Raw genomic sequence first — 22,953 nt, 5'->3', positions numbered from 1 at the left:
GCGAGTGACACGGGGTGCCGCCTCGCAAGGTCGATCAGTTTCAAAGGATGCCGGGCAGGTTGAGGCCCTTGTCCCTGGCGCAGTCGAGCGCGATGTCGTAGCCGGCATCGGCATGGCGCATGACACCCGTCGCCGGGTCGTTCCACAACACGCGCTCCAGCCGGCGGGCGGCATCCTCGGTGCCGTCGGCGCAGATGACGACGCCCGAATGCTGCGAGAAGCCCATGCCGACGCCACCGCCATGGTGCAGCGACACCCAGGTGGCGCCTGAGGCGGTGTTGAGCAGCGCGTTCAGCAGCGGCCAGTCGGAGACCGCGTCCGAGCCGTCCTTCATCGCCTCGGTCTCACGGTTCGGCGACGCGACCGAGCCGGAGTCGAGGTGATCGCGGCCGATGACGACGGGCGCCTTGAGCTCGCCCTTGGCGACCATCTCGTTGAAGGCGAGGCCGAGGCGGTGGCGGTCGCCGAGGCCGACCCAGCAGATGCGCGCCGGCAGGCCCTGGAAATGGATGCGCTTGGCGGCCATGTCGAGCCAGTTGTGCAGGTGCTTGTTGTCGGGCAGCAGTTCCTTCACCTTGGCGTCGGTCTTGTAGATGTCCTCGGGATCGCCCGAAAGGGCTGCCCAGCGGAACGGTCCGATGCCGCGGCAGAACAGCGGACGGATATAGGCCGGCACGAAGCCGGGGAAGTCGAAGGCGTTCTCGACACCCTCTTCCTTGGCGACCTGGCGGATGTTGTTGCCGTAGTCGACGGTCGGAATGCCCATCTTGTGGAAGTCGAGCATCGCCCTGACGTGCACGGCCATCGAGGCGCGGGCTGCCTTTTCGACCGCCTTGGGGTCGCGCTCGCGCTTGTCTTCCCATTCGGCAACGGTCCAGCCGATCGGCAGGTAGCCGTTGACAGGGTCGTGCGCCGACGTCTGGTCGGTCACCGCGTCCGGCTTGACGCCGCGCTTGACGAGTTCGGGCAGGATCTCGGCGGCGTTGCCGAGAAGTGCGACCGAAATCGCCTTCCTTTCCTTGCAGGCGCTGTCGATGATGGCGAGCGCATCGTCCAGATCCTTGGCCTGGACGTCGACATAACCGGTCTTGAGGCGCATTTCGATGCGGCTCGCCTGGCATTCGATGGCAAGGCACGCGGCACCGGCCATGGTCGCAGCCAGCGGCTGGGCGCCGCCCATGCCGCCGAGGCCGGCGGTCAGGATCCAGCGGCCGCCGAGGTCGCCGCCGAAATGCTGGCGGCCCATCTCGACGAAGGTCTCGTAGGTGCCCTGAACGATGCCCTGGCTGCCGATATAGATCCACGAGCCGGCGGTCATCTGGCCGTACATCATCAGGCCCTTCTTATCGAGGGCGTTGAAGTGGTCCCAGTTGGCCCAGTGCGGCACCAGGTTGGAGTTGGCGAGCAGCACGCGCGGCGCATCCTTGTGGGTGCGGAACACGCCGACCGGCTTGCCCGACTGGATCAGCAGCGTCTCGTCGCCTTCGAGCTTGCGCAGGGCGGCAACGATGCGGTCGTAGCTGTCCCAGTCGCGGGCGGCACGGCCGATGCCGCCATAGACGACGAGCTCGCCCGGCTTTTCCGCGACCATCGGGTCGAGGTTGTTCATCAGCATGCGCAGCGGCGCTTCGGTGAGCCAGCTCTTGGCGGTGAGCTCGGTGCCGGTGGCGGCGCGGATGACGCGGGCATTGTCGATGCGGGAATGTTGGGTCATGCGAAAACCTCCTAGGAGTGTCGGCTGCCCGCCCAGGCGAGCGCGGTTTCGAGGATCTTGGTGAGCGTCGCGCGCATCGGCGCGGCGAATTCCGGGTCGTAGCGGGTCGGCCAGTTGGCCGGCTCGACCTTGCCTTCCGGCTCCAGCATGTAGCCGCGGCAGGACAGCTCCATCTGCAAGGCATGGACGCCCTGACCCGGCTGGCCGTGCCGGCGGGTGATCCAGCCGCCCTTGAAGCGGCCATTGACCACCCACGGCCTGCCGCTCGCAGCCATCAGTGCGGCGACCTGCTCCTGCAAGACGGGATCGGCGCTCTTGCCGGAATTGGTGCCGAGGTTGAACAGCGGCAGCTTGCCGTCGAACAGGCGGGGAATGACCGAGCGGATCGAGTGGCAGTCGTAGAGAACGATCTCGGGGTGCAGGGTCCTGAGACGAACGATCTCGCCTTCCAGCGCGGCGTGATAGGGATCATAGTAGCTCTCGCGACGCCTTGCGACTTCGGCCTCGTCCGGCTCGAGCCCTTCCCGGTACAGCGCCTCGCCGTCGAAGGTCGTGGTCGGGCAGAGTTCGGTCGTCGCCTGGCCGGGATAGAGCGAGGCGCCCGAGGGATCGCGGTTGACGTCGATGATCGAGCGCGAAACCGTCGTGCGCACCACCGTTGCCCCGAGGCCGGCGGCAAAATCGTAGAGCTGCTCGATCCACCAGTCGGTGTCGCGCCGGGCCAGCCAGGGCGAGACGAAGATATCGTCGAGCCCGGCCAAATCCGTTCCGGTGTGGGGAATGCTGACGAGCAGCGGAGCGTCGCCCCGCTGGATCGTCAACCAAGAAGTGCCGCTCATCTCTCGCCACCCGAGATCTCAGGTAGGCCAACGCCGGCGATTGCATCGACGACCGCCCCGGTGCGAACCAGCGCGATGGCCTTTTCCATGTCGGGATGGAAATGGCGGTCATCGTCGAGATGTGGCACCTGGGCGCGGACCAGCTTGCGCACAGCCTCGAGTGCAGCGCTCGACGCCAGCGGCGCATGGAAGTCGCAGCCTTGGGCGGCGGCAAGCAGTTCGATGCCGAGCACGCCATTGGCGTTTTCGATCATGCCCAGCAGCCGGCGTGCGCCGTGGGCGGCCATCGAGACGTGATCTTCCTGATTGGCGGAAGTCGGGATCGAGTCGACGCTGGCCGGATAAGCCTTCTGCTTGTTTTCGGAAACAAGGGCAGCAGCGGTGACCTGCGGGATCATGAAGCCGGAGTTGAGACCCGGCTTCGGCGTGAGGAAGGCAGGCATGCCCGACAGAGCCGGGTCGACCAGCATGGCGATGCGGCGCTCGGACAGCGAGCCGATCTCGCAGACCGCCAAAGCGATCATGTCGGCGGCGAAGGCCACCGGTTCGGCGTGGAAATTGCCGCCTGACAGCGCAGTGTCGTCTTCGGTGAAGATCAGCGGGTTGTCGGTGACACCGTTCGCTTCGGTGCCGAGCGTGTCGGCAGCCTGTCGCAGCAAGGTCAGGGCAGCGCCCATCACCTGCGGCTGGCAGCGCAGGCAGTAAGGATCCTGCACACGCTCGTCGCCTACGCGGTGGCTTTCGCGGATGGCGCTGCCCGCCATCAGGTTGCGCAGCGTGTCGGCGGTCTCGATCTGGCCGCGGTGCTTGCGCAAGACATGAATGCGCGGGTCGAACGGCGCATCCGAGCCCTTGGCCGCATCCGTCGACAGCGCACCGGTCACCAGCGCCGACTGGTAGAGGTTTTCCGCTTCAAACAATGCGGCCAGCGCATAGGCGGTCGAGAATTGGGTGCCGTTGAGCAGCGCCAGGCCTTCCTTGGCGCCGAGCGTGATCTGCTCAAGGCCGTGTGTGACGAAGGCGACCTTGGCCGGAACGATTCCATGCGGGGTGTGACAGTCGCCGACACCGATCATCGTTGCCGTCATGTGCGAAAGCGGTGCCAGATCGCCCGAGGCGCCGACTGAACCCTGCGCCGGAACGACCGGGATGACATCCCTGGCAAGCATTTGCTGCAACAGATCGATGGTCCCGGGCCGGACGCCCGACGCGCCCTGGGCCAGGCTGGCGAGCTTCAAAGCCATCATCAGGCGCGTTACCGCGACGGGCATGGCCTCGCCAACGCCGGCGGCGTGGCTGAGCACGATGTTGCGCTGCAGGGTTTCGAGATCGGCCGCCGGGATGCGGACGCTGGCGAGCTTGCCGAAGCCTGTATTGATGCCGTAGACCGGCTCGCCCTTGGCGACGATCCGCGCCACTGTCTCGGCGCTGGCCTTGATTTTGGGGCGGCAGGCCGGATCGAGCTCGGGAACGGCGCCGCGATAGATGGCGCGCCAGTCGGCAAGCGTGGCATTGCCGGGGTTCAATACAAGCGTGGTCATTTCCCTCTCCAGATACGGGCATGGAGCGGGTTGAACCCCATGCGATAGACAAGTTCGGCCGGGCTTTCGATGTCCCAGATGGCAAGGTCGGCCCATTTTCCTGCTTCAAGCGTGCCAGTTTCGGCCTGAAGGCCGAGCGCGCGGGCTGCCTCGCGGGTCACACCGGCGATGCATTCCTCGACTGTCATGGCAAACAGGGTCGCCGCCATGTTCATGGTCAGAAGCAGCGACGTCAGCGGCGACGTGCCAGGATTGTTGTCGGTAGCGACAGCCATTTTCACGCCGTGCTGGCGGAACAGCCCGACCGGCGGCTTTTTGGTCTCTCTGATGAAGTAGAAAGCGCCGGGCAGGATGACGGCGACCGTGCCTGCTTTCGCCATGGCGGCGGCACCCGCTTCGTCGGTGTATTCGAGATGGTCGGCCGACAACGCGCCATAGCTTGCGGCAAGGGCCGCACCGCCGAGATTGGACAGTTGGTCGGCGTGCAGCTTGACCGGAAGCCCTTTTGCCGTCGCGGCGTCAAAGACACGCGCCATCTGCTCTGGCGAAAAGGCGATGCCTTCGCAGAAGCCATCGACGGCGTCGGCGAGGCCTTCGGCCGCGATTTTGTCGAGCATCGGGCCGGCAACGAGGCCGATATAGGCGTCCTTGTCGCCATTGGCTTCCGCCGGCAGGGCATGGGCGCCGAGGAATGTCGTGCGCACTGTCACCTGCCGCAACTCGGCAAGTTTCCTAGCCGCGCGCAACGATTTTGCTTCATTCTCCAAGTCGAGGCCGTAACCCGACTTGATCTCGACCGTAGTCACACCTTCAGCCATCAGGGCGTCGAGGCGCGGCAAGGTCTGGGCGACTAGATCGGCTTCGGAAGCGCTGCGTAGCGCCTTGACCGAGGAGACGATGCCGCCCCCTGCCCGCGCCACTTCTTCATATGTCGCGCCCGCAAGCCGCATCTCGAACTCGTTGGCACGATTGCCTGCGTGAACGAGGTGGGTGTGGCAGTCGATCAGGCCCGGCGTGATCCAGCGACCATGGCAATCGATGATCTCGGCGCCGTCGCGCAGAGCCCGAGGCATATCAGCCTCAGCTCCGGCGAAAACGATGCGGCCGTCACGGGCAGCAATCGCGCCATTTTCGACAACGCCGAGATCGGCCGCAGCTTCAGCCAGCGTCGCCAGCCGCGCATTGCGCCAGATTCTTGCCGATGTCGCCGATTGCTCGCCAGCCATGATGTTTTTCGTTTCCTCCAACCGCGATTATGTATATACATATCAGGAACGCGATGCAAGTGCTATCGTGCGACACGAAAGAGGTGAGGAGATTCTGGTGGCGACGATCTTTGCGGAACAGGCGCTTCTGGCCGACGGCTGGCAACGCAACGTGCGGATGACACTGGCCGGGGGCCGCATCGACACGGTGGAAACAGGCACGGCAGCACAGCCAGGCGACGAGCGCCACGCGATCGTCCTGCCCGGCATGCCCAATCTGCACAGCCACGCCTTCCAGCGCGGCATGGCCGGCCTCGCCGAAATCCGCGGGCCCTCGTCCGACAGCTTCTGGTCCTGGCGCGAGGTGATGTACCGCTTCGCGCTCAACATGACGCCCGAACAGGTCGAGGCGGTTGCCGCACAGCTCTATGTCGAAATGCTGGAGGCGGGTTTTTCCCGCGTCGGCGAGTTCCACTATCTCCATCACGACCGAGACGGCAGCCCCTATGCCAACATCGCCGAGATGGCCGAACGCATCGCCGCGGCCTCCGTCGACACCGGCATCGGGCTGACATTGCTGCCGGTGTTCTACGCCCATTCCGGCTTTGGCGGCGCACCTGCCAATGACGGCCAGCGTCGATTCATCAACGATACGAATCGCTTCGCACAGCTTTTTGAGAAGTGCGACGAAGCGCTGAAGGGCATCGACGGCGCGGTTCTTGGCCTTGCGCCGCACAGCCTGCGCGCCGCAACGCCTGACGAACTGGCCATTGTCACCGCCCTGACCACGGGCCCGATCCACATCCACATCGCCGAACAGGTCAAGGAAGTCGAAGACTGCGTCGTCTGGTCCGGCGCTCGGCCGGTCGAGTGGCTGCTGCGCCACGCCGATGTCGACAGGCGCTGGTGCCTGATCCACGCCACCCACATGACCGAGGCAGAGACGATCGCGATGGCCAGGTCTGGCGCGGTTGCTGGCCTGTGCCCGATCACCGAGGCCAATCTCGGCGACGGCGTCTTTGCAGCACCGCTGTTCGTCGAGCATGGCGGCAAATATGGCGTCGGCTCGGATTCGAATGTCGAGATCGGCGTCGACGGCGAACTCAGGATGCTCGAATATTCGCAGCGCCTCGCCCATCGCGCCCGCAACGTGCTCGCGACCTCAGGCCAGTCGACAGGCCGCGCCCTGTTCGATGCGGCGCTTGGCGGCGGCGCCCAGGCGCTTGGCGCAGGTTCGGCAGGACTTGCAACGGGCTCGGCTGCCGATTTCGTCTCGCTCGACCCCGCCCAGCCGACGCTTGCCGGCAAGTCGGAAGACGCCATCCTCGACGCCTGGATCTTCGCTGGAGGCGGCAAAGTCGACTGTGTCTGGACAAATGGCCGCAAAGTCGTGGCCGACGGCGCACATTTCCGCCGCGATGCTATTGCGGCCAGGTTTCGTAATGTGATGATGGAGCTGACTGCGGCGTAACAGGAGCGATTGGTGCCCGATTCGATAGCGGAGGTTGTTGAAGAGCCGGTCGGCGTCGATGCATCGACATCGCTCTACCAGCGCATCCTCAACGACATCAGGGACCGCATCGTCTCCGGCGAGTGGGAGCCCGGCTACCGCATCCCGTTCGAGCATGAGCTGACCGCCGAATATGACTGTTCACGCATGACCGTGAACAAGGCGCTGTCACAGCTCGCCAAATCCGGGCTGATCGAGCGCCGCCGCCGCTCCGGCAGCTTCGTGCGCCGGCCGCAATCTCAGGCAGCGGTGCTTGAAATTCACGACATCCGTATTGAAGTCGAAGCACTCGGCCTGCCCTATCGCTATGAATTGATGGCGCAGACCAAACGACGAGCCACAACCGTCGACCGCGAAAGGCTCGGACCTGGCCCTTCGGTTGCGGGGCAGGTTCTGGCTTTGCAGTGTCTGCACTATGCCGGTGTCCGGCCGTTCTGCGTCGAGGATCGGCTGATCAGTCTCGCCGCCGTGCCTGAAGCGGCCGACCAGGAATTCCTGAAGTCGGCGCCCGGACCGTGGCTGATCGGACAGGTGCCATGGAGTGCGGCCGAACACGTCATTCGTGCCGCGGCAGCCGACAGTGAGACAGCCGCCGACCTTGGCCTCGCCAGCGGCGCGCCGTGCCTGATCATCGAACGGCGGACGTGGAGCGCCGAGCGCCCTGTCACCCATGTGCGATTCACCTATCCGGCCAACGCGCACGCCGTGGTGGCCCGCTTCACTCCGTCAGACAGCTAGGCGGTTTTGACAATTTGAGCAGTATCCAGCAGCGGCAAGATGCAGTTCAGTCGTACCTCGCTAAAACGGGGCTCACGCCAATCAGGTTCGATTGTCGCCGTTGATGTCGCGTGTCTAAATGCACCTCATGAAAAACATCCAAATCATCGACGGCGCTGAGAACACTACCTTTAGCGTGTTCCAGGCAACCGAGGAGGCGTTTGCCGCCATCTTCCCGGCCGGACGCGATATGGAGTTGGTCGAAGACCTGATCGAGCGGCTTGGCAAGAAAACCGCAGGCTCAGTCTTGGCGCAGCTTTGGAGCCGCCCCGTCCTGAAGCGCGATGCCCTCGGAATCCATGGCACCTTGTTCTACGACAATCAGCATCGGCGAAACCATATGCCGCTGTCGAAGCGCGAAATCGATTGGGACGATGGCTCGGTCAACCAAGCTCAGCGGGACCTGTTCGCCAGACACCGTTAGTTTGTCCACGCCGCCCAGGTCCGGAAACAGAAACGCCGCGCTTCCCTAGGAAGCGCGGCGTTCATTTGTTGGCATCAAGCCCGACAATAATCGCTTATGCGGCGGCCGTGACGATGATCTCGACTTTGTATTCCGGACCAGCCAGCTTGGCTTCGCCGGTGGCGCGCGCCGGCGTGTTGCCCTGGGGCACCCAGCCGTCCCAGACCGAGTTCATCTCGGCGAAGGTCGACATGTCGTCGAGCCAGATGATCGCCTGCAGGATCTTGGTCTTGTCGGTGCCGGCCTTGGCCAGCAGCGCGTCGATCTCGGCCAGGATGGCCTTGGTCTGCGCGGCAACGCTTTCGCCTGGGGCGCCGACCTGGCCAGCCAGGTAGACGGTGTTGTTGTGGATAACGATCTGGCTCATGCGGGGGCCGACATCGATACGACGAACGCTCATGGGTGGTCTCCTTCCGTTAGGGGTGGCGCCTTCTTAGATTTTGCTGACCCCTCGGCGCAAGGCCGCAATGGTCGAATTCCATGGACCAGTCGCCTTGCTCACCGGGTTTGCCGCGCAAATCCACCGGATAGTGCCGCTGGCGTCGTTGACTAATGTAATAACATCACATATCCAATGACGACTTCGCAGCCGCAGAGCATGACGAGCCGATGACCGACGCCTGCCTGACATTCAAGGACCTGACACTTGGCTACAACAGCCATCCGGCTGTGCATCACCTGACCGGTTCGATCAGGTCCGGTTCACTAACGGCAGTCGTTGGCGCCAACGGCTCCGGCAAGTCCACTTTGATGAAGGGCATTGTCGGTGTGCTGAAGCCGATGGCCGGAATTTGCACGGTCACGTCAGGCAAGCGCGTCGCCTACCTGCCGCAGCAGTCAGAGCTCGATCGCAGCTTTCCCGCCCGCGTCGTCGATCTGGTTTCGCTAGGACTATGGCCCCGGCGCGGCCTGCTTGGTCGCCATTCCAGGGAAGACCGCGAGTCCGTCTCCAAAGCCCTGATGGCCGTTGGCCTTGAAGGCTTCGAAAAGCGCGCCATCGACACGCTATCAGGCGGCCAGCTCCAGCGCGCCCTGTTCGCCCGAGTGCTGGTGCAGGACGCAGACCTGATCCTACTCGACGAACCGTTCAATGCGGTCGACGCCAAGACGGTCGGCGACCTGATCAAGCTGATCCAGCGCTGGCACGGCGAAAACCGCACGGTGATGGTCGTCGCCCACGATCTCGAACTGGTGCGTACGCACTTTCCCCACACACTGCTGCTTGCCCGCAGGCCTGTTGCCTGGGGCGAAACCCGAGAAGTGCTGCGGCCGGAAAACCTGCTCAGGGCCCGTCGTTTCGATGAGGCCTGGCACGACGATGCGCCTTGGTGTGAGCCGGACGACGGTCACGCGCATGCGCATTCACACGCACATGGGCATGACGAGCATCACCATCATGATCACGGCGAAGTCCACGATCATCCAGACCACGAATCCGGTCCCCGGGCAGCGTGAATTTCGCCATGTATGATTTCCTGATCGCTCCCTTCGTCGAATTTGGCTTCATGCAGCGCGCGCTTGCCGGCTCGCTGATGCTGGCGCTGGGCGCTTGCCCGGTCGGCGTCTTCCTCATGCTTCGTCGCATGAGCCTGACTGGTGATGCCATGGCACACGCCATCCTGCCCGGTGCCGCCGCCGGTTTCCTGCTTTATGGCCTGCAGATCGTGCCGATGACCATCGGCGGGCTGATCGCCGGCGTCATCGTGGCGCTCGGCGCAGGTGCGGTGTCGCGCTTCACAGTTCAGCGCGAAGACGCCTCGATGGCGGCGTTCTACCTGATCTCGCTGGCGCTTGGCGTGCTGATCGTGTCGCTGCGCGGCTCGAGCGTCGACCTGATGCATGTGCTGTTCGGCACCGTTCTGGCGCTCAACGACGACGCGCTGACGCTGATCGCGCTGATTTCGGGCCTGACGCTGCTTACGCTCGCCATCTTCTGGCGCGCACTGGTCGCTGAATGCCTCGATCCGCTGTTCCTGCGCTCGGTCAGTCGGCTCGGCACGCCAGTCCACTTCATCTTCCTCGGCCTCGTCGTGCTCAACCTCGTCGGTGGGTTCCAGGCGCTCGGCACGCTTCTTTCGGTCGGTCTGATGATGCTGCCGGCGGCGGCGGCGCGCTTCTGGACCGCGCGCGTCGAACCAATGTGTGCGCTGGCCTTCAGCTTCGGCGCCATCTCATGCGTTGCCGGGCTGCTGGTATCCTATCACGCCTCCCTGCCCTCGGGCCCGGCCATCATCCTGTCGGCCGGCGCGATCTACCTCGCGTCCATCCTTTTTGGCACCCGCGGCGTCTTCAACACCCGGCTTCGCCGCCACCGCCACCGCACCGCCTGATCCGCTTCAACATGGAGAGACATATGCTCAGGACAATTGGCTTCGCCTCGCTGATGAGCGTTATAACATTAACATCCTTGAATGCGACTTCGGCTACTGCCGAACCGCTGAAGGTCGTGGCAAGTTTCTCGATCATCGGCGATTTCGCCCAAAATGTTGGTGGAGACCGCATCGAACTGACCACGCTGGTCGGCCCGGATGGCGATGCCCATGTCTACGAACCCTCGCCTGCCGATGCGGTGAAGATGTCGAAAGCCGACGTCGTGCTGGTCAACGGCCTGCAGTTCGAAGGTTTCCTGCAGCGCCTCGTCGAGGCGAGCGCCACCAAGGCATCGGTCGTCGAACTAACCAAGGGCGTCGAACCGATCAAGATGAAGGAAGAGCATGAACATGCAGCCGAGGCAGGTGGCGATCACCACCATCACGGCGACCTCGACCCGCACGCCTTCCAGTCGATCGCCAACGCCAGGATCTACGTGAAGAACGTCGCCGACGCCTTCTGCGCTGCTGATACCGCCGGCTGCGACGCCTACAAGACCAATGCCGATGCCTACACCGCCAAACTCGACGCCGCTGAAGCCGAGGTGAAGGCTGCGGTAGCGTCGATCCCTGAGGCGAAGCGCACTGTTATCACCTCGCACGACGCCTTCGGCTACTTCGAAAACGCCTATGGCCTGACCTTCCTGGCACCCGAGGGCATTTCCACCGAGGCTGAAGCCTCCGCTGCCGATGTCGCAGCACTGATCTCGCAGGTTCGTGGCGACAAGGCTTCGGCGATCTTCGTCGAAAACATCACCAACCCGCGCCTCGTCGAGCAGATCTCAGCTGAAACCGGCGTGAAGGTCGGCGGCACGCTCTATTCCGACGCGCTGTCCAAGGCCGATGGCCCGGCCGCGACCTACATCGACATGATGAAAACCAACATCGCCACCATCAAGGGCGCGATCCTCGGCAGCTAGCCAGACGCCATCAACGGGGGCTGCCTCGGCACCCTCGCCAACCATCTGTACCCATCAACCAGCCTGCGTGAAGGCGGGGCCAAGAACCTCGCCGTTTCTCTAGCCCTGCTTGTTATGTAATAACATTATATGAGGAAAACATGAAACACCTGCTCGCCACGACATCTGCGCTTGCCGTTCTGCTCGGCCTCGCCGCTGCTCCAGCCTTCGCCGAGGAACAAACGGCATGGCGGCTGTTTGTCTCCGATCATGCCGCGCCGGTCGTGCATGCCCTCGACATGGAAACCGGCAAGGCGATCGAGACCTTCAACGTCAAAGTGCCGACAAGCCTCTATCGTTCCGACAGCGGACGCACGGTCTTTGCCGTCCAAGGCAAGGGCGACACGATCTCGGTCTTGTCGAGCGGCATCTCGTTCGGCGACCATGGCGACCACGGCGACATCAAGGTCGAGGCGCCCAAACTGCTCGACGTCACCTTCGAGGGCAAGAAGCCGTCGCATTTCGTCGACCACGGCGGCGACATCGCCTTGTTCTTCGACGGCGAAGGCGTGGCCCGCATCGTCAGCGAAACCAACGTGCTCGAAGGCAAGCCGGCGGTGCGCGAGGTTGCCACCAGCGCGCCTCACCATGGCGTTGCGGTCGCGATCGGCGACTACGCACTGACGACCGAACCGAACTTCGAAAAGCCTGATGAACTGCCTGTTGGCATCCGCGTCACCGACCGTTCGGGCGCGACGGTGGGCGACGTGCATGCGTGCCCTGACCTGCATGGCGAGGCGGCTTCCGGCAATCTCCTGGCCATCGCCTGCGCCAAGGGCTTGCTGGTGGTCAAGGAAAGCGGTGGTGCGCCGTCGATGGAGATGCTGCCATACGGCGAGCGGCTGCCGGCTGGCAAATCGACGACGCTCGTCGGCGGACGTGGCCTGCAGTATTTCCTCGGCAATTACGGTCCAAGTGCTGTCGTGCTGATCGACCCGAAATCCGAGGATGCCTTCCGGCTGATCGAACTGCCGACGCGCAGGGTGCATTTCACTGTCGATCCGGTGCGGGCGAAATTCGCCTATGTCTTCACCGAGGATGGCCAGCTTCACCGCATCGACGTGGTCGCCGGCAAGATCGACGCGTCGCTCAAGCTGACGGAGCCCTACAGCATGGACGGCCACTGGAGCGATCCGCGCCCGCGCATCGCAGTCGCCGGCAGCCGGATCGTCGTTTCGGACCCGCTCAAGAGCGTGCTGCACGTCGTCGATGCCGAAAGCTTCAAGCGGGGCGACGACATCGCGCTTGAAGGCAAGCCCTTCAACCTCGTTGCCGTCGGCGGTTCTGGCGAAACGCACTGACCAGCGCTGGTCCGGCGGCGGCATCCGCCGACGGACCGTTCCTCCATATCCTGGCCGGCGGGGGCGTCCATCGCCGGACCATTCCACCCACATCGAAGGGAGTGACAAATGCCCGTCCCAAACAAGCCGGCGCGATTGCCCGTAACAGTGCTCTCCGGTTTCCTCGGTGCAGGAAAGACCACGCTTCTCAATCACATATTGAACAACCGCGACGGCCTTCGCGTGGCCGTCATCGTCAACGACATGAGCGAGGTGAACATCGATGCGGCACTCGTTCGCGATGGCGGCGCCGATCTTTCGCGCACCGACGAGCAACTGGTCGAAATGACCAATGGCTGCATCTGCTGCACCTTGCGCGACGACCTGCTCCAGGAGGTGCGTGCGCTCGCCCGGCAGAACCGCTTCGACTACCTGCTGATCGAATCGACAGGCATTTCCGAGCCCCTGCCCGTCGCATCGACCTTCCAGTTCCGCGACGAGAACGGCGACAGCCTGTCGGATGTCGCCCGCCTCGACACGATGGTGACGGTTGTCGACGCCGCCAACCTGCTCAAGGACTACGCGTCATCCGACTTCCTCAGTGATCGCGGCGAACAGGCCGGCGCCGGCGATGATCGTGCCTTGGTCGACCTTCTCGTCGAGCAGATCGAGTTTGCCGATGTCGTCGTGCTCAACAAGGCGTCGGCCGCCAATGCCGCTGACCGCGACGCCGCGCGCAAGATCGTCCGCGCCCTCAACCCCGATGCCCAGCTGATCGAAACCAATTTCGGCCGCGTGCCGATCGACAATATCCTTGGCACCGGCCTGTTTGATTTCGACAAGGCCGAGCAGCATCCTTTGTGGTTCAAGGAATTGAACGGTTTCGGCGAGCACATTCCCGAGACCGAGGAATACGGTATCCACTCCTTCGTCTATCGCGAAAGGCGGCCTTTCGACCCGGTGAAACTGCACGGTTTCATCAACCGGCAATGGCCCGGCGTCGTCCGCGCCAAAGGGTTCTTCTGGCTTGCCACCCGGCCCGATTTCGTCGGCGAGATCAGCCAGGCCGGGGCGCTGGTGCGCACCGGCAAGCGAGGGCTGTGGTGGTCGGCTGTGCCGCGGGGACAGTGGCCTGACCATCCTGAATGGCACGCGGCGATGAAACCCTATCTCGATCCCGCCTGGGGAGACCGACGCCAGGAGATCGTCTTCATCGGTTGCCATCCAATGAACGAGGTGCGGATCCGGGCCGAACTCGATGCCTGCCTGGTCGAGGCATCGTCCTTCACGCCCGGCAAGTGGCGCGATCTCGCTGACCCCTTCCCGTCCTGGCATCGCCCGGCTGCCTGACACCAGAGCCCAACAGGAGTTGCCCCGCAGCGCCAGCAGTGGCAAGACTGGCGCCGACACGCCGCCAGAGCGGCCAACAAAACCTGCGAGGACGAAAATGGAATACCGCCAGATCACCGACGACTACTCGGTTTCCGGCCAGATCACGCCAGAAGAGGTTGCCGCCATCAAGGCCGCCGGCTTCAAGAGCGTCATCTGCAACAGGCCCGACGACGAACAGCCCGGCCAGCCTTCCGCTGACAGCGTCAAGGCTGCTGTCGAAGCCGCCGGCCTCGCCTTCCGCTACATCCCCGTCATCAGCGGCGCCATGACCGGCGACAATGTTGCCGACATGGCCGACGCGCTCGACGAGATGGACGGCCCGGTCTTCGCCTATTGCCGTTCGGGCACCCGCTGCACCAATCTCTACATGGCGATCCAGCAGAGCAAGGGCTGATCGGCCAACCGGCAAGACGCGGTCACCGACACGCGTCTTGCCCTGCTAAATCCCCAGCCGTTCGACCTCTTCGCCCCTGAAGCGCAGGTCGTAGTCGAGGAAGAACTCGTCGAGCTGCGGCGGGGCAACCGATGTGCCCGATAGCATCGCATGGACCTGGCCGCGATGATGGATCTGGTGGATGAACAGATGCGCCAGCAGGTCGCCGATGCGTTCGGGGATCTGGCCGGCCTTGCCGCGATCCGACAGCACCCGCCTGTCCAGATCGGCTGCGCCCAGACCATCACAACAGGCGACCAACCGCCGGTCGAATTCGGCCTGTGCCGCAGCAAGGGCCTGCGCCGTGTCGTAGGCAACGTATCGGTCGAACAGCTTCTGGCCCTCGCCGCCCTCCTCGATCATGTCGAGATAGAACAGGTCGACTTCCAGGATGTGGTTCAGCGTCTCCTTGAGCGAAGGGAAAAAGCTCGTCCGCCCGGCATTGAGCTCGCCTGGCTGCAGGGCCAGCACAGCGCGATAAATGCGGTCGTTGGACCACAGATTGTTCCGCGCCATGCGGCTGAAATGGCTGGTCAACTCCATCCGGGCAGCGGCTTCAGGCCGGCTCGAACCTGCCGACCTGGCGTTCGATGGCGCCGAAGATCGAGTGGCCGGCCTTGTCCTTCATCTCGACGCGCAGCGTGTCGCCGAGCGAGACCGACAGCGTTTCGACCGCGCCCCTGACAATGGCACCGGTGCCGATCGCGCGGGTTGCGGCCGCTCCCGCGATCAGCTTGGGAAAGCTGGTCCAGACCGAGGTGACGTTGCGCGCGCCGGCAATCAGCGGCAGGTGCACCGCCCCGTCCCATCCGTCTCCCAGCTCATCGGGCGTGACCGCGACAGGTGACAAGGCTGAGGTACCGGCCTGGCCGCCATCCAGAATGGTATCAGTGGAAAGCACGATCAGCGCCACCGCGTCCTTCGCCGCCTCTTCGGTGGCCGCCATGGCAACGTCGCCGACGATGACGGCGACAGCGGCTTCGATACTGGCGTCACGGATCTTGCCGGGCAGTTCGATCGGGTCGCGCGGACCGGCAAAGGCATCGCCGCCGCCAAGCCGCTGGTAGGCGCGCGGCAAGGGCGAGTGGGCGTCGTGCTCGTGGAACCGCGACGACGGCACCGCGCCGATTTCGAGCGAGCCGGCCAGGGCCGCGAGATGCGGGGAGATCCGGCGCCAGTCGTCGAGCGCCGCCTGCAGGTTGGGTGCCAGGAACGAGGCATCGGTGTATCGCGTCAGGTCGCGCGAGACGATGACCAGTTTCCCGTCACGCGAACCGTTCTTCAGCGTCGCCAGTTTCATGCACGTCCTCCCGGTTAGGGGGCGTCTTCGCCCTTGTCAGTCACAACAAGCCCGTCGCGGCCAATCGTCAAGGGACCATTCCATGTTTTCCTGACAGCTTCGACCCAATCGGCCTCGCCGATGTCGGGATCGTCGGCCGGAATGAGGTGGTTGAGCACCAGGCGGCCGACGCCGGCACGCGCGGCGATGGTGCCCGCCTCGCTCGCCAGGCTGTGGCTTGCCATCAGATGTTCGCGCAACCGCGCGCCGTTGCCGGTGCGTGCCACGAGGCGCTCGACACCTTCCGCCAGCATCGCTTCGTGCAACAGGATATCGGCGCCGCGCGCGAAATCCGCCAATGGCGGGAAGAATGCGGTGTCGGCGGAGAAGACGATGCTCGTGCCCCGGTTCTCGAAGCGCAGGGCAAAGCACTCGGTCACCGGCGGGTGGTCTACGCGCAAGGCAGTGACCGACAGATCACCGTCATGCAGGACATCGCCCTCGCCGAATTCCACGACCTCGACCAACGCGCGCAGGTCGGGACGTCCTTCGTCGAGGATCCGGATTTCGATGTCGAATTCAAGCGCTTGTACGAAACTCTGCCAGTATCGATTCAATCCAACAGGCCCGAAAAGCCTGACCGGCGTCGCAAGCCCGGCCGTCCAGGCGGTGTGGATCAATGGCCCGAGCTCGAGCACGTGGTCGGAATGCAGATGCGTGACAAAAATCAGGTCGAGCGCCTTGAGACTGAGACCCGCGTCGGTCACTCCACGCGTCACGCCGAGCCCGCAGTCGACAACGATCATGCGGCCGCCGAGCTCGAGCAGCGTCGATGTCGGCCATGGCCCACCTGGCCTGATCGCCGGGCCGCCCTTGGTGCCGAGCAGGACGAGACGGTCGCTCATGCGCAGTAGCCAGAAAGAACAGCTGTGATTTGGATTTCAAGCCTCATGCGATACCCCATGCCTACCTTGCGCCCAAGCTAGAGCGCCGGCGATGGCCGAGGCAAGATCAAAGCGTCAATCGACGCGGCGCGGATATTGCGCGCGTGGCGGGATCCAGTGATGGACAAGCGCCAGCAGCAGCAGGCTGATGCAGCTCAACAACACGACGATGAACAGCGTGCTGCCCTGATAGGGCGCGGCTGTTGCAACAAGCGGGATGGCGCCTGCCGGCGGGTGGGTGACTCGGAACATCAGCATCAAGGCAATCGAAACACCGACCGCCACGGCCGAGACTTCCCACAGGCCGGGGAAAGCCATCGCGGCCGCGACGCCGATCAGCGTGGCAATGAAGTAGCCGGCGAAAATGTTGATCGGCTGCGCCAGCGGGCTGGCCGGTTGGCCAAACAACAGAACCGCTGTTGCGCCCAGCGGCGCGATCAGCATCGGCAGGCCGGTGACCGATGCCAGGCCGCCGACAGCCGCCAGGCCGACAATCGCGCCCGATCCCGACTTGACGTGCGAGATCATCTGTCCTTTCGGCTCATGCCGGGCAGTAAGGGTGCGTATGTGACGGCGCATCTGTGTTTCCAGGCCGAAGGGCCCGCTTCAATAGCAAATACCGGCTTCGGCTGGCAACGTGGCTTTATTCGGTTTTTTCGCTCCACAGTGAAAAATCTTTCCCGATCAGTCTCACTACCAATCCATGACAACCTTGCCGGAATTGCCGCTGCGCATGGCGTCAAAACCGGCCTGATAGTCGTCGATGCCGATGCGGTGGGTGATGAGGCCGGTGACGTCGAGCGGCCCTTGGACCAGCGCGATCATCTTGTACCAGGTCTCGAACATTTCGCGCCCGTAGATGCCCTTGAGATGCAGCATCTTGAAGATGACCTTGTTCCAGTCGATCTCGAAACCGGTCGGGGCGATGCCCAGAATGGCAATCTTGCCGCCATTGTTCATGGTGTCGATCATGTCGCGGAAGGCGACAGCCGAGCCCGACATTTCGAGGCCGACGTCGAAGCCCTCGGTCATGCCTTCCTCGCGCATCACGTCGCGCAGCTTTTCCCTGGAGGCGTCGACGACGTGATGGATGCCCATCTTGCGGGCCAGCGCCAGCCGGGTCGGGTTGATGTCGGTGATGACGACCTTTCGGGCGCCGACGCATTGGGCGACCAGCGCGCCCATGATGCCGATCGGCCCGGCACCGGTGACCAGTACGTCCTCGCCGACGAGATCGAAGGACAGCGCGGTGTGTACCGCATTGCCGAGCGGGTCGAAGATCGCGGCGATCTCGTCGGAGACATCGTCGGGGATCGGCACGACATTGTGCTGTGGAATGGCGACATATTCGGCGAAGGAGCCCGGCCGGTTGACGCCGACCCCAAGCGTGTTGCGGCACAGATGTCCCCGCCCGGCCCGGCAATTGCGGCAATGGCCGCAAACGATATGGCCTTCGCCCGAGACGCGCTGGCCGACCTTGTAGTCCTTCACCTCGGCGCCAAAATCAGCGACGGTGCCGACGAATTCGTGCCCTGTCACCATCGGCACCGGCACGGTCTTCTGCGCCCATTGATCCCAATTGTAGATGTGCACGTCAGTTCCGCAGATCGCCGACTTCCTGACCTTGATCAGCACGTCGTTGGGGCCGACCTCCGGCACCGGCACTTCCTCCATCCAGATACCCGGTTCAGCCTTCGCCTTTACCAGCGCTCGCATCATGTTCGACATCGTCTTGTCCTTGGAATCGCTTGATCCGGAATCGCTTTTGACCGTTCCGCTGCCTTAGGAAACCACCCCGAGCTCACGCCCGACCTCGCCAAACGCCGTTATCGCGCGGTCAATATCGGCTGTCGAATGCGCCGCCGACATCTGCGTGCGAATGCGCGCCTGGCCCTTGGGAACCACCGGGAACGAAAAGCCGATGACATAGATGCCGCGCTTCAGCATCCGGGCGGCCATCTCCTGGGCCACCGTCGCATCGCCGAGCATGACCGGGATGATCGGGTGGTCGGCGCCGGCGAGCGTGAAGCCGAGCTTGCCCATGCCCGAGCGGAAGTGCCGAGCATTGGCATCGAGCTTTTCGCGCAAGGCCCCGCCCCCGGCGATCATGTCGAGCACCTTGATCGAGGCGCCGGCGATGGCAGGCGCAAGCGTGTTGGAGAAGAGATAGGGCCGCGAACGCTGGCGCAGCCAGTCGACGACCTCGCGTTTGGCCGCGGTGTAGCCGCCGGAGGCGCCACCGAGCGCCTTGCCGAGTGTGCCGGTGATAATGTCGACCCTGCCCTCGACGCCGCAATGCTCGGGCGTGCCGCGGCCATTTCTGCCGACAAAGCCGACGGCATGGCTGTCGTCGACCATCACCATTGCTCCGTATTTCTCGGCGAGGTCGCAGACACCTCTGAGATTGGCAATGATGCCGTCCATCGAAAACACACCATCAGTGGCGATCAGCTTGAAGCGACTGCCCTCGGCCTTCCTCAGCTCCTCCTCGAGTGCGGCCATGTCGTTGTTGGCGTAGCGAAAGCGTTTTGCCTTCGACAGGCGCACGCCGTCGATGATCGAAGCATGATTGAGGGCATCGGAGATGATGGCGTCGTCTTCGCCGAGCAACGTCTCGAACAGGCCGGCATTGGCATCGAAACAGGAGGAATAGAGGATCGTGTCCTCCATGCCGAGGAAGGCTGACAGCTTCGCCTCCAGTTCCTTGTGCTCTTCCTGGGTGCCGCAGATGAAGCGCACCGAAGCCATGCCGTAGCCATAGCGGTCAAGCGCCTTCTTGGCCGCGTCGCGCAGTTCATGGCTGTCGGCAAGGCCGAGATAATTGTTGGCGCAGAAGTTCAGCACCTTTTCGCCGCCGACTTCGATCTCGGCACTCTGGGTCGAGGTGATGACGCGCTCGGACTTGTAGAGCCCCGCAGATTTCAGTGCCTCAAGTTCGGATGAGATATGGGAAAGAAAATTGCCGCTCATGCGCATCTGCTCCCTGCTTGCTGCCGGAAATTCCGCCGAAGCTGGAAGAAACGCTATCACAAATACGACTTGGCCGCTCGCCGCTTCCCTCGCTTCGGGACTGTCGATCGCGCGCTAAGCTCAATCCGATTTTCTGGGCCATTCGTGGGAAACGGCATGAACGACGCTGCAATTTCGACCATCCGACTGTTCCGGCAATGGCAGCCGTTTCGCGACGGCACCTATCGCTGCTCCGGTGGACGCAGTGCGGAAGGTTTCGATTCGACCATCGTCGAGACCACCAGCTTTGACGGCGCCAGGGGCTATGGCGAGATGGCGCCGCTCGGCAGCTTCTACGATCCCGCTTTCGCCTCCGGCGCCCGCGAGGCGATGAAGGAGTTGGCGCCGCAACTGCTCGGTTGCGACGCATCTGGCATCGAGGCGCTGAACCGGCGCATGGACCTGCTGCTCAAGGGGCATCCTTATGCCAAGTCGGCGATCGACATGGCGCTGTGGGACCTGGCCGGAAAGCGGTCCGGGCTGTCGCTGGCAGCCCTGTCGGGCGGGGCCGAAGGCGAAAGCCTTGAGCTCTATCGCTCCATCGCCCAGCAGGCACCGGACGCCATGGCGGCACGGGCACAAAAATACATCGCTGAAGGCTATCGCCGCCTGCAGGTCAAGGTCGGGTTGGGTGTCAATGAAGATATCGCGCGGCTTGAGGCTGTACGCGCATCGGTTCCCGCCGACACTGTGCTGTTCTGCGATGCCAATGCGAGTTGGGACACGGCCGAGACGCGACGTTTCCTGATGGCGACGAGAAACCTCGACTACACGCTGGAACAGCCATGTGCGAGCTATGAGGAGAACCTGGCCATCCGCCGCGCCACCGACCGACCGCTGGTGCTCGACGAAACCATCGACGGCGCTGACGTGCTCATTCGGGCGATCGGCGACGGCCTTGTCGACGGCATCACCGTCAAGCTGGCGCGCGTCGGCGGCCTGACCAAGGCCAAGCTGTTACGCGACATTGCGATAGCCAAGAATCTAAAGGTGACGATCGAAGACACTGGCGGCGCACAGATCGACACGGCGGCCTACTCAGGCCTGCTACTGTCGACGCCCCAACATCTCAGGCAGCACACAGTCGACTTCCACAACTGGGTGACGGTCTCGAACGCGCGCGGCGCGTTCGCCATTGCCGATGGCATGATGGCCCTTCCCGGCGGACCGGGTCTCGGTCTGGAGGTCGACCCTGATGTGTTCGGCGAACCGCTGTTTGCCTGCAACGTTTGAAGAGATGGCTGGACGGACACGCCCCCGCACCCGCCCAGCCGGGTGTCGGCGCTATGGTAGCGCGGCGCCGACGACCTCGATGTTGTGTTGCGCGCAGGTTTCGAAGAAACGCTGCGTTGCTTCAGGCGTACGCTCGGCCCTCGGCGGCAGGCTCTCTGCCGGCAGGCTCATCTGACGAACCATCTGCTCGAACTCGCCACTCTGGGTGACGATGAGGCAAGTGGCGCCGTCGGTGGATTCGACCTGAAAATTGTGCGGGAGACCCTTGGGAGCCATCACCGTCTGGCCGGTATGGGCGGCGAAGGCCTTGCCGTCGACGTGAAACCGCATCGTGCCTTCGAGGATGTGAATGACCTCGTCGCCGCTGAGCGTGACATGCAGCGGTGTGGTTTCGCCTTGCGGCATGCGGCATTCGATAACGCTGATCTGGTCGTCACCGGCACTCGCCGGCACGCGGATGGTCATGAGATTGTCGCCGAACCACAAGATCTGGTTGGCGTTCTCAGCCTTGGTCTGGGCGCTCACAGATTGTTCTCCCCGCAACCCGGCGAAACAGCCGGCCAGAATGGGAGTTATCGGCGCGATGTAACCGTTTGAGGTCGGCAGCCGGGGCTACTGTTTCAACCCAATGAAACAATTCGCGCGTAAGTCGAAATATATTCGCAACCACTAAACCTAAAAGCGAAGTTCGTATTGCGCTCGAATACGGTTCGCTACCCAAAAAGAAAAGCGGCCGCAAAGCGTTGCTTCGCGGCCGCTTGAAGCGGTTTCTGAATGTGGCTGAGCCCTAGAAGAAAGCCTGCAGGCCGGTCTGGGCGCGGCCCAGGATCAGCGCATGCACGTCATGCGTGCCTTCGTAGGTGTTGACCGTCTCCAGGTTCTGCGCGTGGCGCATGACGTGGTAGCCGATCTGGATGCCGTTGCCGCCGTGCATGTCGCGTGCGACACGCGCGATGTCGAGCGCCTTGCCACAGTTGTTGCGCTTGACGAGGCTGATCATTTCCGGAGCGAACTTGTGCTCGTCCATCAGGCGGCCGACGCGTAGCGAACCCTGGAGACCAAGCGCAATCTCGGTCTGCATGTCGGCCAGCTTCTTCTGGTAGAGCTGCATGCCGGCCAGCGGCTTGTTGAACTGCTTGCGGTCGAGGCCATACTGGCGGGCACGATGCCAGCAGTCTTCGGCAGCCCCCATGACGCCCCAGGAAATGCCGTAGCGAGCGCGGTTGAGGCAGCCGAACGGCCCCTTCAGGCCCGAAACGTTCGGCAGCAGCGCGTCTTCGCCGACTTCGACGCCTTCCATGACGATCTCGCCGGTGATCGAGGCGCGCAGCGACAGCTTGCCGCCGATCTTCGGCGCGGAAAGTCCCTTCATGCCCTTTTCGAGCACGAAACCGCGGATCTGGTTGTCGTGAGCGGCAGACTTGGCCCAGACGACGAAGACGTCGGCGATGGGCGCGTTGGAGATCCACATCTTCGAGCCGGAAATCTTGTAGCCATTGGCGGTCTTTTCGGCGCGGGTCTTCATGCCGCCCGGGTCGGAACCGGCATCCGGCTCGGTCAGGCCGAAGCAGCCGATCCACTCGCCCGAAGCGAGCTTGGGCAGATACTTCTTGCGCTGCTCCTCGGAGCCATAGGCATAGATCGGATACATCACCAGCGACGACTGCACCGACATCATCGAGCGATAGCCCGAATCGACGCGCTCGACTTCACGGGCGACGAGGCCGTAGGTGACATAGCTGGCACCTAGGCCGCCATATTCTTCGGGAACGGTGATGCCGAGCAGCCCGGCCTCGCCCATTTCGCGGAAGATCGCCGGATCGGTCTTCTCGTCGAGATAGGCTTCCTCGATGCGCGGGGCGAGCTTGTCGGCAGCAAATGCGGCCGCACCATCGCGCACCATACGCTCGTCTTCAGTCAGCTGGTCTTCAATCAGGAACGGGTCGGCCCAGACAAAGCTGCCGCCGCCGGCCGGTGTGGATGCGCTCATGGTTCCTCCGGAGAAT

The 22,953-nt window shown here is 63.6% G+C and carries 23 protein-coding genes; 10 read left to right on the top strand and 13 right to left on the bottom strand.

Annotated elements, in window-relative coordinates; genetic code table 11:
• Positions 1-40: 40 nt before the first annotated feature.
• The 4 genes from hutU to hutI are packed head-to-tail and all read right to left on the bottom strand — an operon-like array spanning position 41 to position 5,320.
• Positions 41-1,714 carry a urocanate hydratase gene (hutU, locus tag IHE39_RS03630; RefSeq protein WP_184768741.1) on the bottom strand — a complete coding sequence of 558 codons (1,674 nt, stop codon included), beginning with the start codon at positions 1,712-1,714 and terminating at the stop codon, positions 41-43.
• Positions 1,715-1,725: 11 nt separating this feature from the next.
• A complete protein-coding gene (hutG, locus tag IHE39_RS03625) occupies positions 1,726-2,553 on the bottom strand; it encodes an N-formylglutamate deformylase (RefSeq protein WP_192565535.1) in 828 nt (275 codons plus the stop codon).
• On the bottom strand, positions 2,550-4,094 hold the full coding sequence (hutH, locus tag IHE39_RS03620; protein ID WP_192565534.1) for a histidine ammonia-lyase: 1,545 nt from the start codon (positions 4,092-4,094) through the stop codon (positions 2,550-2,552). The genes hutG and hutH overlap by 4 nt, the downstream gene beginning before the upstream one ends.
• Positions 4,091-5,320, bottom strand: a complete 1,230-nt coding sequence (gene hutI, locus IHE39_RS03615; protein ID WP_184768738.1) for an imidazolonepropionase — start codon at positions 5,318-5,320, stop codon at positions 4,091-4,093. The genes hutH and hutI overlap by 4 nt, the downstream gene beginning before the upstream one ends.
• Positions 5,321-5,417: 97 nt before the next feature.
• Here hutI and IHE39_RS03610 point away from each other — a divergent pair, with 97 nt between their 5' ends.
• From IHE39_RS03610 to IHE39_RS03600, 3 genes are all read left to right on the top strand, one after another.
• On the top strand, positions 5,418-6,770 hold the full coding sequence (locus tag IHE39_RS03610) for a formimidoylglutamate deiminase (RefSeq protein ID WP_192565533.1): 1,353 nt from the start codon (positions 5,418-5,420) through the stop codon (positions 6,768-6,770).
• Positions 6,771-6,782: 12 nt separating this feature from the next.
• A complete protein-coding gene (gene hutC / locus IHE39_RS03605) occupies positions 6,783-7,547 on the top strand; it encodes a histidine utilization transcriptional repressor HutC (RefSeq protein ID WP_343070055.1) in 765 nt (254 codons plus the stop codon).
• A gap of 127 nt (positions 7,548-7,674) precedes the next feature.
• Entirely contained in the window at positions 7,675-8,010 is a 336-nt protein-coding gene (locus tag IHE39_RS03600) for a hypothetical protein (protein ID WP_192565532.1), read from the top strand.
• 94 nt (positions 8,011-8,104) lie between these two features.
• On the opposite strand, the gene IHE39_RS03595 is transcribed toward IHE39_RS03600, so the two are convergent.
• Positions 8,105-8,449: a RidA family protein gene (locus IHE39_RS03595; protein WP_055979001.1), complete on the bottom strand. Its 345-nt coding sequence runs from the start codon at positions 8,447-8,449 to the stop codon at positions 8,105-8,107.
• Between the two features lie 209 nt (positions 8,450-8,658).
• Between IHE39_RS03595 and aztA the strand changes: the two genes are divergently transcribed.
• The 6 genes from aztA (at position 8,659) to IHE39_RS03565 (ending at position 14,443) form a co-directional block, all read left to right on the top strand.
• Positions 8,659-9,504 (top strand): zinc ABC transporter ATP-binding protein AztA, encoded by an 846-nt coding sequence (gene aztA, locus IHE39_RS03590; protein WP_192565531.1) that lies wholly within the window; start codon positions 8,659-8,661, stop codon positions 9,502-9,504.
• 8 nt (positions 9,505-9,512) lie between these two features.
• Complete coding sequence (gene aztB, locus IHE39_RS03585) at positions 9,513-10,379, top strand: zinc ABC transporter permease AztB (protein ID WP_192565530.1); 867 nt, start codon at positions 9,513-9,515, stop codon at positions 10,377-10,379.
• Positions 10,380-10,402: 23 nt separating this feature from the next.
• Positions 10,403-11,338, top strand: a complete 936-nt coding sequence (aztC, locus tag IHE39_RS03580) for a zinc ABC transporter substrate-binding protein AztC (RefSeq protein WP_192565529.1) — start codon at positions 10,403-10,405, stop codon at positions 11,336-11,338.
• A gap of 140 nt (positions 11,339-11,478) precedes the next feature.
• The gene (gene aztD, locus IHE39_RS03575) at positions 11,479-12,678 is read left to right on the top strand and encodes a zinc metallochaperone AztD (RefSeq protein ID WP_192565528.1); all 1,200 of its coding nucleotides are present in this window, start codon (positions 11,479-11,481) and stop codon (positions 12,676-12,678) included.
• 108 nt (positions 12,679-12,786) lie between these two features.
• The gene (zigA, locus tag IHE39_RS03570; RefSeq protein WP_192565527.1) at positions 12,787-14,007 is read left to right on the top strand and encodes a zinc metallochaperone GTPase ZigA; all 1,221 of its coding nucleotides are present in this window, start codon (positions 12,787-12,789) and stop codon (positions 14,005-14,007) included.
• A gap of 97 nt (positions 14,008-14,104) precedes the next feature.
• The gene (locus IHE39_RS03565) at positions 14,105-14,443 is read left to right on the top strand and encodes a protein tyrosine phosphatase family protein (RefSeq protein ID WP_192565526.1); all 339 of its coding nucleotides are present in this window, start codon (positions 14,105-14,107) and stop codon (positions 14,441-14,443) included.
• Positions 14,444-14,488: 45 nt separating this feature from the next.
• Here IHE39_RS03565 and IHE39_RS03560 read toward each other — a convergent pair whose 3' ends face one another.
• The 6 genes from IHE39_RS03560 to IHE39_RS03535 form a co-directional block, all read right to left on the bottom strand.
• Entirely contained in the window at positions 14,489-15,025 is a 537-nt protein-coding gene (locus IHE39_RS03560; RefSeq protein WP_184768731.1) for a DinB family protein, read from the bottom strand.
• A gap of 13 nt (positions 15,026-15,038) precedes the next feature.
• Entirely contained in the window at positions 15,039-15,782 is a 744-nt protein-coding gene (locus tag IHE39_RS03555) for a fumarylacetoacetate hydrolase family protein (RefSeq protein WP_192565525.1), read from the bottom strand.
• 14 nt (positions 15,783-15,796) lie between these two features.
• Entirely contained in the window at positions 15,797-16,666 is an 870-nt protein-coding gene (locus tag IHE39_RS03550) for an MBL fold metallo-hydrolase (RefSeq protein ID WP_192565524.1), read from the bottom strand.
• 114 nt (positions 16,667-16,780) lie between these two features.
• Entirely contained in the window at positions 16,781-17,284 is a 504-nt protein-coding gene (locus IHE39_RS03545) for an HPP family protein (RefSeq protein WP_184768728.1), read from the bottom strand.
• A 114-nt stretch (positions 17,285-17,398) separates the two neighbouring features.
• Complete coding sequence (tdh, locus tag IHE39_RS03540) at positions 17,399-18,433, bottom strand: L-threonine 3-dehydrogenase (RefSeq protein ID WP_192565523.1); 1,035 nt, start codon at positions 18,431-18,433, stop codon at positions 17,399-17,401.
• 54 nt (positions 18,434-18,487) lie between these two features.
• Positions 18,488-19,675 carry a glycine C-acetyltransferase gene (locus IHE39_RS03535; RefSeq protein ID WP_192565522.1) on the bottom strand — a complete coding sequence of 396 codons (1,188 nt, stop codon included), beginning with the start codon at positions 19,673-19,675 and terminating at the stop codon, positions 18,488-18,490.
• A 156-nt stretch (positions 19,676-19,831) separates the two neighbouring features.
• Between IHE39_RS03535 and IHE39_RS03530 the strand changes: the two genes are divergently transcribed.
• Entirely contained in the window at positions 19,832-20,947 is a 1,116-nt protein-coding gene (locus IHE39_RS03530; protein ID WP_192565521.1) for a mandelate racemase/muconate lactonizing enzyme family protein, read from the top strand.
• 51 nt (positions 20,948-20,998) lie between these two features.
• Here the strand turns inward: IHE39_RS03530 and IHE39_RS03525 are convergent, their stop codons facing one another.
• A complete protein-coding gene (locus IHE39_RS03525) occupies positions 20,999-21,472 on the bottom strand; it encodes a cupin domain-containing protein (protein WP_184768724.1) in 474 nt (157 codons plus the stop codon).
• Positions 21,473-21,734: 262 nt separating this feature from the next.
• Complete coding sequence (locus IHE39_RS03520; RefSeq protein ID WP_184768723.1) at positions 21,735-22,937, bottom strand: acyl-CoA dehydrogenase; 1,203 nt, start codon at positions 22,935-22,937, stop codon at positions 21,735-21,737.
• Positions 22,938-22,953 lie beyond the last annotated feature (16 nt).

The organism is Aminobacter carboxidus (assembly GCF_014863355.1).
Taxonomy (GTDB): Bacteria; Pseudomonadota; Alphaproteobacteria; order Rhizobiales; family Rhizobiaceae; genus Aminobacter; species Aminobacter carboxidus.
The sequence above is the reverse complement of the archived record's forward strand: the minus strand, read 5'-3'. Positions and strand labels throughout refer to the sequence as shown.